Here is a 9,787-nt window from a genome sequence, read left to right as displayed (position 1 = left end):
ACCGCCCGTCGCGGGCCCTCCGCCAGGGGCGGAGGGTGGGGCGACGGGCGGGCGGCTCAGCCCAGTTCGCCGTGGCGGGTCTTCAGGCGGCCGGCGCCCTCGGCGGTCAGTGAGCCGTGCAGCCGCAGCCGGGCGATGCCGCCGTCCGGGAAGATGTCCAGCCGGACGTGGGTGACGGCGGGCGCGTCCGTGAGGAGGAAGCGGTGCACGCTGTCGGGCTGGAGCGGGGTGCGGGGCAGCAGTTCGACCCATTCGCCGCTCTCGCCGTCGCGGCCCAGCAGGGCGGCCCAGCCGGCGGCGTTGCCCTTGAGATAGCCGGTGTCGATCTCGACGGCGCGCACCACGGACTGCTCGACGAGCCGGTAGCGCAGCCAGTCGTGGCCCTTGTCCCGGCGGCGGCGGGTCTCCCAGCCGTCGTTCATCTTCCGGGAGCGGCCGGGCGAGACGGTGTTGACCGGCGGCGAGAAGAAGCGGTCGGAGGCGTCCTCGACGACGCCGCCGTTCTCCAGCGCGACGACGTCGAACGTGCCCAGCGCGGCGAGCCATTCGGGGTCCGGGACGACCTCGCCGTGCACCCGCAGCCGGGCCACACCGCCGTCCGGGAACTGGCGCAGCCGCAGATGTGTGAAGCGGCGCTGCTCGGTGACGGCGAAGCCGTTGGCCGCGTGGCCGCCGACCGGGGTGCGCGGCACGAGCGTCGTCCAGGTCACGTCGTCGGCCAGCAGGTCCTCCGCGGAGGGGGTGCCGGGCAGGCAGGCGCCCTCGACCGAGACGGACTGCGGCTGGTTGCCGCGGAAGTGCGCGGTGTCGACGACGATGCCGTGGATCAGGCCGGGTGCGCCCAGCCGGATCAGGGCCCAGTCGTGGTCGCCGTCGGCCGGGTGCGGCTCGGCGGCGCCGGCGCCGCGGCGGCGGCGGGTCTCCCAGCCGTCCATGATCTTGCCCTTGTGGCCGAAGTGGTTCGGGTCGAACTCGGCACGCTCGGGCTTGAGGAGGTTCTCGCGCTCGGCGAAGAACTCGTCGTTGGCGGCGAGGACAGCGGCGCCCAGCCTGCGGTCGGCGAGGTCGGGGAGGTGGGCGAAGGGGAAACCGTTCTCGGGCGCGCGGTAGTCGGCGTAGGTGTCGCCGCCGCTGTAGGGCTCCGCGTCTCCGGTGTACGCGGGTATCCCTGCGGTCGCCGCTGTCATGCTGCCTGCCTTTCGATGAGTCGTCCGGTCTGCTGGGTGGGTTCACCGTGGACGGCGATCCGCCGGCCGCGCAGCCAGGTGGCGCGTACGACGCCGTGAAGGGTCTTCCCGGCGTAGGCGGTGACCTGGTTGCGGTGGTGCAGCCGTGCGGGGTCCACGGTGAAGGTCTGGTCGGGGGCGAGGACGGCGAAGTCGGCGTCCCGCCCCGGCGCGATGGCGCCCTTGGTCTCCAGGCCGACGAGCCGGGCGGGTGCGGTGGACATCCACCGGGCCACGTCGGTCAGCGCGAACCCCCGGCGGCGTGCCTCGGTCCAGACGGCGGGCAGCCCGAGCTGGAGCGAGGAGATACCGCCCCACGCGGTGCCGAAGTCGGGGGTCTTGAGGTCGGTGGTGCACGGCGAGTGGTCGGAGACGACGCAGTCGAGCGTGCCGTCGGCCAGGCCCTGCCACAGCGCGTCCTGGTTCTCCTTCTCGCGGATGGGCGGGCAGCACTTGAACTCGGTGGCGCCGTCCGGGACTTCCTCGGCGGTGAGCGTGAGGAAGTGCGGGCAGGTCTCCGCGGTCAGCGGCAGCCCCTCGGCGCGCGCCTTGGCCATCAGCGGCAGCGCGTCGGCCGAGGAGACGTGCAGGACGTGGACGCGGGTGCCGTGTGCGGCGGAGAGTTCGATCAGCCGGGCGATGGCGTCGTTCTCGGCCGAGCGGGGGCGCGAGGCGAGGAAGTCGGCGTAGGCGGGCCCGCCCTTCTGCGGGGCGGAGGCGAGCCGTCCGGGGTCCTCGGCGTGCACGATGAGCAGCCCGTCGAAGGAGGCGATCTCGGCCATGGCCTCGGCCAGTCCGGCCGGGTCCAGTTCGGGGAACTCCTCGACCCCGGAGGGCGAGAGGAAGCATTTGAAGCCGAAGACGCCGGCCTCGTGCAGGGCCCGCAGCTCACCGGTGTTGCCGGGGATCGCCCCGCCCCAGAAGCCGACGTCGATGTGCGCCTTGGGCCGGGCGACCTCGCGCTTGGTGGCGAGGTGCGGCGCCGTGGTGGTGGGCGGCAGCGAGTTGAGGGGCATGTCGACGAGCGTCGTGATGCCGCCCGCCGCGGCGGCGCGGGTGGCCGTCCAGAAGCCCTCCCAGGCGCTGCGGCCGGGGTCGTTGACGTGGACGTGGGTGTCGACGAGGCCGGGCAGGACGACGTCGTCGCCGACGTCCTCCAGCGTCGCCCCGCCGGGTGGTTCCGCGTCGTGCGGCAGGATCTCGGTGATCCGCCCGTCGCCGCCGACGGCGATCGAGGCGGGACGTTCCCCGTCCGGGGTGATGACGCGTCGCGAGCGCAGGACGAGCCGCACGTCGGACAAACCGGCCTCCCAGGTGTGAGCCCCCATCAACGTTCTTCAACGTTCTGTTGATCGAATCTTGAAGCCGGCCGTGGGGGCAGTCAAGGTCATCGGCGTGGAGAAATCCACAAAATGAAACTAGGCTTCCGCAATACAAAAGGAAATCGCGTCTGCGAGGGAGCACGCACGGGTAGATCGCTCGTGCGGGGGACGGCCCCTCTCCGCGCCACACCCCGATACCATGCGCCTCAACCGCAGGCCAGGAAAGGAACCCGACGTGCCGCCGTCCGCAGAGCGCAAGAACGCGGCCCCAGCCGCCCAGGCCCCGGCCGCAACCGGTGGAGTGCAGTCCCTGGAGCGGGCCTTCGACCTCCTGGAGCGGATGGCCGACGCCGGGGGCGAGGTCGGCCTCAGCGAACTGTCGACGGCCAGCGGTCTGCCCCTGCCCACCATCCACCGGCTGATGCGCACCCTCGTCTCCTGCGGCTACGTCCGCCAGCAGCCCAACCGGCGCTACGCGCTGGGCCCCCGGCTGATCCGCCTCGGCGAGAGCGCGTCCCGGCTGCTGGGCACCTGGGCCCGGCCCTATCTGGCCCGGCTGGTGGAGGAGACCGGCGAGACCGCCAACATGGCGCTGCTCGACGGCGACGAGGTCGTCTACGTCGCCCAGGTGCCCTCACGGCACTCGATGCGGATGTTCACCGAGGTCGGGCGCCGCGTCCTGCCGCACGCCACCGGCGTCGGCAAGGTCCTGCTCGCCCACACGCCCGACGAGCAGGTGCGCGCGCTGCTGGCCCGCACCGGAATGCCCGCCACCACCGAGAAGACCATCACCACCCCCGAGGGCTTCCTCGCCGAACTCGCCCACGTCCGCGACGCCGGCTACGCCACGGACGACAACGAGCAGGAGATCGGCGTGCGCTGCATCGCCGTCTCCGTCCCCGACTCCCCCACGGCGGCGGCCATTTCGATCTCCGGGCCGGCCGGCCGGGTCACGGACGCCGCCACCGACAAGTTCGTCCCGCTGCTGCACGAGGTCGCCGTCGATCTGTCGGCGGCGCTGGCCAGCAGCGGCGCCGCCAACGGCGCGGGGAGCTGAGCCCCGCGCCCGCCGGGCGGTGCGGCCCCGCCGCACCGCCCGTACCTCAGCTGGCGTCCGCGGGCTCCAGCGCACCGTGCCAGACGGTGACGTCCAGCGTCAGATAGTCGCTGGGGTCGGAGTCGGGCGAGTGCCCCCGCACCGTGACCAGGCCCAGGTTCCCGGAGTCGCTGCGCACACACAGCTGTGTGCCCTTGGACAGCTTGTCCATGTCCAGGGAGTCCGTGAACCGCGTCTCCTCCCTGCACACCTTCAGCGAACCGTCCTGCCCCGGCTTGAGCAGGACGAACTGGGTGCTCCCCGCGTCGTCCACCTCGATCCCGTAGTCGGAGCCCGTGTAGCTGAGATCGCCGTTGGCGTCCTCGTCCCGCTGCGGCTTGACCGGTGTCTCGCCGAGGTCGAGGGTGTAGTCGGAGGGCAGGTTGATGTTCCGGTAGGTCTTCGGCTCGGGGTCGGGCGGCGGCGCCGTCGGCGAACTGCTCGTGCCCTCCGCTCCATCTGCGTCCTCCGCGCCGTCCCGCCGGGAGCCGCCGGACTTCTGCCCGTCCTGCCGCGACTCCCCCGTCGCGTCCGGTGCGTCGCCGGACCCCGAAGAACCGGCGGTGCCGGCGGAGTCGGCGGAATCACCGTGCCCGGCCTTCGCGTCCCCGCCGTCGTTCCCCGGCAGGACCAGAAACGCCACGGCCGCCAGGGCGCACACCAGCAGCCCGCCGAGGACCCCGGCGAGGATCTTCCAGGTGGCGTCGCCTCCGGAGCTCCTGCCGTTGCCGGAACTCCCGCCGTTCCCCGGCCCGTTCGGTCCGGCGGGTGCCGCCGGCGCCCCGAACGCGCCCGGCACCGGGCCACCGGCGGCCGGGCCGGTGCCGGAGGGCGGCCCGGCGGGGCCCGGCGTCCCGGCGGCGGTGCCGAGGGGCAGGGTGCCGGTCGGCGTCGCCGCCCCCGGGGCGCCGTACGGGGCCGTGCCGGCCGGCGGTGCACCGGGGGGGGCGTGCCGGGCGGTTGCTGCGCCGTGCCGCCCGTGCCGCCTGTGCCGCCCGTGCCGTCCGCGCCGCCGGTGCCGGGCAGCGGCGCGGTGGCGGGCGGCTCCGGTGCGGCGGTCGGGGGCGACGGAGGCGTGGCCGGAGGTGTGTTCGGAGGTGTGGGCGGTGTGCCGGGGGCCTGGGCCGCCGGCTGCGGCGGCTGGGCCTCGGCGGGCGGGGTGACGGCGGCGGGCGGGGCCGGTGCGGCGGCGCGCTGGGTCACATCGGCGGCGACGGCGACGGGCAGCCAGTCCTCGGGGCGCCGCAACTGCGTCTGCCCGCTGGCCCGTTGGCACATCCCGATCACCTCGGCGACACCGGGGCGGCGTGCCGGGTCCTTGTCCAGACACCGGGTGACCAGCTCGGACAGCTCCTCCGGCAGCCCGTCGAGCACCGGCTCCGCGTGCACGATGCGGTAGAGCACGGCGTGCGAGGCGCCTTCGCCGAACGCCGGCGTCCCCAGCGCCGCGTAGGCCGTGACCTGGCCGAGCGCGAAGATGTCCGTGGCCTCGGTGACGGCGCCCGCTGCGGCCTGTTCGGGCGCCATGAAGCAGGGGGTGCCGATCGCGGCGCCGCTGCCGGTCAGCGCGGTGGCGTCGGCGGCGCGGGCGATACCGAAGTCGATGACGCGCGGACCGTCGGACGCCAGCAGCACATTGGACGGCTTCAGATCCCGGTGCACGATGCCCGCGCCATGGATCACCTGGAGCGCCTCGGCGACACCCGCCACCAGGTAGAGCACGGTCTCGACCGGCAGCCCGCCGTGTTCGCTCACCGCCGCCGCCAGGGACGGGCCCGGCACGTACGCGGTGGCCAGCCAGGGCCGTTCCGCCTCGGTGTCGCTGTCGATGACCGGCGCCGTGTACAGGCCCTGCACCCGCTCGGCGGCGCGCACCTCCCGCTGGAACCGGCGCCGGAACTCCGGGTCCTCGCTGAAGTCGCTCCTGATCACCTTGATGGCGACGGGACGCCCGCCCGGCGTGTACGACAGATAGACCTTGCCCATGCCGCCCGCGCCGAGCCGCGCCGTCAGCCGGTACCCGGCCACGAACTGCGGATCCTCGTCCCCCAGTTGTCCGAAGACCGCGCCGTCCCCGCTCGCCACTGTGCTTCACCCGCCCCCGTGTCCGGCCGTCAGATCCCGGGTGACAGTACCGCTCTTCCCCACGGGGTTCCGAGCGGGCCCGACTCCCGGTCCCGCGCGCGCCGTTGAGGTCCCGCGCCCGGCCGGAACGGACCCGGTGCCGGGCAGGCGGTTGCCCGGCGGCGCACGCACGGCGACTCGGCCGCCGGACGCGCCGGAGCCCCGGCCGGAGAACCCGGAGAACTCAGCCGACGGGCCGTCCGGAGACTTCAGCCGCCGGGCCGCCCCGAGAACTCAGCCGACGGGCCGTCCGAAGAGTTCGACGGCGCCGCGCAGTGCGGCGAGCGGTGCCGCCAGCGCGCTCACGGAGCCGAGCGCCGCGCTGATCAGCAGCAGCGACTGCCGCAGCGACGGAACATCCGGCGTGCCGGAGCGGGCCATGGCGGCCAGCGCGTCCAACTGGTCCTCCGCCGGGCGGCGGTCGCGCAGTTCGACGGGGTAGGCGTCGAGCGCGACGCGCATCTGTGCGACGGCCGTCGCCAGCCCCGTGACCCTCGGGTCCGGTGCCGCCGCCCCGTCCCCGCCTGCCGTGCGGCGGCGCCCTGCGACAGGCCCCGGCCGCTCCCCCCTGGTGTCGGTCGTACCGATCGTCTCGCTCTGCACGCTCTCCCCCCACATGGGATGACGTGGCACTTTGCTGGACCTGTGAAGTGCCTCTGTTCCTCCAGGAGTTGGTCCCGCCCCTTTGGAGATTCGGACAGTAAACGCCACTCTCCGCCCGGAGCGCTACACGGAACGCAATATTCGGGGGTGACTTTTTACGGTCCTCCTCCCCAGGGAGGAGAGCCTCGGGGACCATCTCCCCCTCACGTGCGATAGGCAGGAGCCATGACACCCTCCCGATCCGCCGCCACCTCCACCGGGCCCACTGGATCAACCGGGCCGGATGCCTCCGGGACCTGTGCCGGGCTGGTGCTGGCGGCCGGCGGCGGACGCCGGCTGGGCGGCCGGCCGAAGGCGCTGCTGCCGTACGCGGGCGGCACGCTGGTCGAACACGCGGTGCGGGTGCTGCGGGAGGGCGGCTGCGAGCGGGTGTTCGTGGTGCTCGGCGCGGCCCGCGCCGAGGTGCGCGCCCGGGCCCGGCTGACCGGCTGCGTACTGGTGGACAACCCGGACTGGGCCGCCGGGTTGGGCACGTCCCTGCGCGCGGGCCTGGAGCGACTGCGCAGCGAGGCGGAGGGCGACCCGGGCCCGGAGGCGGTGCTCGTCTCGCTGGTGGACCAGCCGGGCATCGGACCGTCGGCCGTGGCCCGGGTACGGCGTGCGTACCGCTCGCCGGGGACGCTGGCCGCCGCGTCCTACGGCGGACGGCGCGGGCATCCGGTGCTGTTCGGCTCGGCGCACTGGGCGGGGGTGGCCGCGAGCGCGCACGCGGATGTGGGGGCGCGGGCGTATCTGCGGACGCGGGCCGGTGAGATCGCGCTCGTCGAGTGCGGGGACGTCGCCGATCCCGCCGACATCGACACCCCGGCGGATCTGCACCGGCTGACCGACTGACCGAGGGCCGCTCCCGCACCGGCACCGGGGCCGCGCCTGCCCTTCTCCGGTATCCCCGAAACCCGCTCCCCCGCCCCGACTTCGGCAAACCCGCAGCGCACCGGCGCGCCGCGGGTTCTCGGTGTGCCCGGCATGCCCCGTGCGCCGGGTGGCACCCGAGGACATCGGAACGACCCCCTCCGGTGTGCGAAGTATCTCGACATCAACAAAGTATTGAAGTTCCACTATGAGGAAACTAATCTCCACTGTTCAGAAGCGCCTTCGCGACCGGGGGCGCTCAAGTCCGCGTTCCGCACGCCGCGCACCGCATGCGGCACGCCGTGCCGTCCCGTCGTGCCCGGACAGCGCCTGCCGGGCACGCCGCGCACACCGCTCGTCGAAGGAGTGACCCACATGTCCGCACCAGCGCCCTCCCCGCTGGAGATCGTCGGCGTCGAGCCCGGGCAGACACCCGCCCGGCAGGACGAGGTGCTGACCGCGCCCGCCCTGGAGTTCCTCGCCGCACTGCACCGCGAGTTCGCCGGACGCCGCGACGAGCTGCTCGCCCACCGGGCCGAGCGGCGCGCGGAGATCGCGCGCACCGGCACCCTGGACTTCCTGCCCGAGACCGCCGCCGTGCGCGAGGGCGACTGGAAGGTCGCCGACTGCCCGCCCGCGCTCCTCGACCGTCGGGTGGAGATCACCGGCCCCACCGACCGCAAGATGACGATCAACGCGCTCAACTCCGGTGCGCGCGTGTGGCTCGCCGACTTCGAGGACGCCTCGGCGCCCACCTGGGAGAACGTCATCGGCGGCCAGCTCAACCTCACCGACGCCTACGAGCGGCGCATCGACTTCACCGACGAGCGCTCCGGCAAGTCCTACGCGCTGCGCCCGGCCGAGGAGTTGGCCACCGTCGTCGTCCGGCCGCGCGGCTGGCACCTGGACGAGCGGCACCTGGAGTGCGACGGCGAGCCGGTGCCCGGCGCGCTCGTCGACTTCGGGCTGTACTTCTTCCACAACGCGCAGCGGCTGCTGGACGCCGGCAAGGGCCCGTACTTCTACCTGCCGAAGACCGAGTCGCACCTGGAAGCGCGGCTGTGGAACGACGTGTTCGTCTTCGCGCAGAACCACTGCGGCATCCCGCAGGGCACCATCCGTGCCACGGTCCTGATCGAGACCATCACCGCCGCCTACGAGATGGACGAGATCCTCTACGAGCTGCGCGACCACGCCTCCGGGCTGAACGCCGGCCGCTGGGACTACCTGTTCTCCATCATCAAGAACTTCCGTGACGCGGGCTCCCGCTTCGTGCTGCCCGACCGCAACGCGGTGACGATGACCGCGCCGTTCATGCGCGCCTACACCGAACTGCTGGTGCGCACCTGCCACAAGCGCGGCGCGCACGCCATCGGCGGCATGGCCGCCTTCATCCCCTCGCGCAAGGACGCGAAGGTCAACGAGGTGGCCTTCGAGAAGGTCCGCGCCGACAAGGACCGCGAGGCCGGCGACGGCTTCGACGGCTCCTGGGTGGCCCACCCGGACCTGGTGCCGGTCGCCAAGGCGTCCTTCGACGCCGTGCTGGGCGAGCGCCCGCACCAGAAGGACCGGCTGCGCGAGGACGTCGACGTCAAGGCCGCCGATCTGATCGCCGTCGACTCGCTGGAGGCCCGGCCCACCTACGAGGGGCTGCGCAACGCCGTGCAGGTCGGCATCCGCTACATCGAGGCGTGGCTGCGCGGGCTCGGGGCCGTGGCCATCTTCAACCTGATGGAGGACGCGGCCACCGCGGAGATCTCCCGCTCGCAGATCTGGCAGTGGGTGGACGCGGGCGTCGTCCTCGACAACGGCGAGAAGGTCACCGCCGAGCTGGCCCGGAAGGTCGCGGCCGAGGAACTCGCGGCCCTCCGCGCGGAACTGGGCGAGGAGGCGTTCGCGGCGGGCAACTGGCAGCAGGCGCACGATCTGCTGCTGCGGGTGGCGCTGGACGAGCAGTACGAGGCGTTCCTCACCCTGCCCGCGTACGAACTCCTGCGCGGCTGAGCGGGGTTCGCGGGCGCGGCGTGCGGCGTGCGGCGTGGAGGCCCCCCCGCACCGGGCGTCCTCGCCCTCCTCGGGTGTCCTCGGGTGTCCTCGCCCTCCCCGGCGTGGGCCCGGACGGCGGTGCCCGTCGTGCCGCGCCGCGGCCGCGCTCGTTGGGGAGTGCGACAGACGGCCGGGCCCGCCCGGCCGGCGCACGACAGCACCGAAGGAGTACCCATGCGCCGTTCCCGCGCAGCCGCTCGTACCGCCACCGCGCTCGCGCTCGTGACCGCCCCGCTCGTCCTCGCGCAGGCGGCCCAGGCGGTGGAGCTGCACGATGACAGCGCGACGAAGGAGGGCCTGAAGGAGGTGACGAAGTCCGCGGTGGACACCGTCCGCCCCGAACTTCCCACCGACGCCGTGAAGACGGCGAACGTCCCCCTCCTCGGCTGACCGCGCGGCGCCCGGCGCGCCCCGCCCGGCCCCCGCCACCCGCACCGCAACGGTGCGGGTGGCGGGGG

At 73.9% G+C, this 9,787-nt stretch carries 8 protein-coding genes and 1 pseudogene; 4 read left to right on the top strand and 5 right to left on the bottom strand.

Features of this window, described 5'->3' with window-relative positions; all coding sequences use genetic code 11:
• Positions 1–56: 56 nt before the first annotated feature.
• Positions 57–1,187 carry an allantoicase gene (gene alc, locus SCA03_RS33950; RefSeq protein ID WP_086816696.1) on the bottom strand — a complete coding sequence of 377 codons (1,131 nt, stop codon included), beginning with the start codon at positions 1,185–1,187 and terminating at the stop codon, positions 57–59.
• Positions 1,184–2,527 (bottom strand): allantoinase AllB, encoded by a 1,344-nt coding sequence (gene allB, locus SCA03_RS33945; protein ID WP_030892525.1) that lies wholly within the window; start codon positions 2,525–2,527, stop codon positions 1,184–1,186. Before allB ends, alc begins: the two co-directional genes overlap by 4 nt.
• A 256-nt stretch (positions 2,528–2,783) precedes the next feature.
• On the opposite strand from allB, the gene SCA03_RS33940 reads away from it, so the two are divergent.
• Positions 2,784–3,605, top strand: a complete 822-nt coding sequence (locus SCA03_RS33940; protein ID WP_037852258.1) for an IclR family transcriptional regulator — start codon at positions 2,784–2,786, stop codon at positions 3,603–3,605.
• Positions 3,606–3,651: 46 nt separating this feature from the next.
• Here the strand turns inward: SCA03_RS33940 and SCA03_RS35415 are convergent, their stop codons facing one another.
• The 3 genes and pseudogenes from SCA03_RS35415 to SCA03_RS36930 all read right to left on the bottom strand — a co-directional run bounded on the left by SCA03_RS35415 (position 3,652) and on the right by SCA03_RS36930 (position 6,371).
• Positions 3,652–4,443 carry a hypothetical protein gene (locus SCA03_RS35415; RefSeq protein WP_169729662.1) on the bottom strand — a complete coding sequence of 264 codons (792 nt, stop codon included), beginning with the start codon at positions 4,441–4,443 and terminating at the stop codon, positions 3,652–3,654.
• 542 nt (positions 4,444–4,985) lie between these two features.
• Positions 4,986–5,630, bottom strand: a pseudogene (locus SCA03_RS33930) (serine/threonine-protein kinase); the annotation flags it as partial.
• A gap of 372 nt (positions 5,631–6,002) precedes the next feature.
• On the bottom strand, positions 6,003–6,371 hold the full coding sequence (locus tag SCA03_RS36930; protein ID WP_308698575.1) for a DUF5955 family protein: 369 nt from the start codon (positions 6,369–6,371) through the stop codon (positions 6,003–6,005).
• Between the two features lie 225 nt (positions 6,372–6,596).
• On the opposite strand from SCA03_RS36930, the gene SCA03_RS33920 reads away from it, so the two are divergent.
• From SCA03_RS33920 to SCA03_RS33910, 3 genes are all read left to right on the top strand, one after another.
• The gene (locus SCA03_RS33920; protein ID WP_086816700.1) at positions 6,597–7,265 is read left to right on the top strand and encodes a nucleotidyltransferase family protein; all 669 of its coding nucleotides are present in this window, start codon (positions 6,597–6,599) and stop codon (positions 7,263–7,265) included.
• A gap of 393 nt (positions 7,266–7,658) precedes the next feature.
• The gene (gene aceB / locus SCA03_RS33915) at positions 7,659–9,287 is read left to right on the top strand and encodes a malate synthase A (protein ID WP_030885976.1); all 1,629 of its coding nucleotides are present in this window, start codon (positions 7,659–7,661) and stop codon (positions 9,285–9,287) included.
• A 216-nt stretch (positions 9,288–9,503) separates the two neighbouring features.
• Positions 9,504–9,719 carry a hypothetical protein gene (locus SCA03_RS33910; protein WP_030885978.1) on the top strand — a complete coding sequence of 72 codons (216 nt, stop codon included), beginning with the start codon at positions 9,504–9,506 and terminating at the stop codon, positions 9,717–9,719.
• The last annotated feature ends 68 nt before the right edge of the window (positions 9,720–9,787 follow it).

It is taken from the genome of Streptomyces cacaoi (assembly GCF_006539165.1).
GTDB lineage: Bacteria > Actinomycetota > Actinomycetes > Streptomycetales > Streptomycetaceae > Streptomyces > Streptomyces cacaoi.
Note: the sequence above shows the minus strand (reverse complement) of the source record. Positions and strands in the feature narration are given on the sequence as shown.

Coding starts and splice junctions, on each gene's coding strand:
- SCA03_RS33920 (WP_086816700.1), top strand. CDS start 6,597: ATGACACCCTCCCGATCCGCCGCCACCTCCACCGGGCCCACTGGATCA.
- aceB (WP_030885976.1), top strand. CDS start 7,659: ATGTCCGCACCAGCGCCCTCCCCGCTGGAGATCGTCGGCGTCGAGCCC.
- alc (WP_086816696.1), bottom strand. CDS start 1,187: ATGACAGCGGCGACCGCAGGGATACCCGCGTACACCGGAGACGCGGAG.
- SCA03_RS33910 (WP_030885978.1), top strand. CDS start 9,504: ATGCGCCGTTCCCGCGCAGCCGCTCGTACCGCCACCGCGCTCGCGCTC.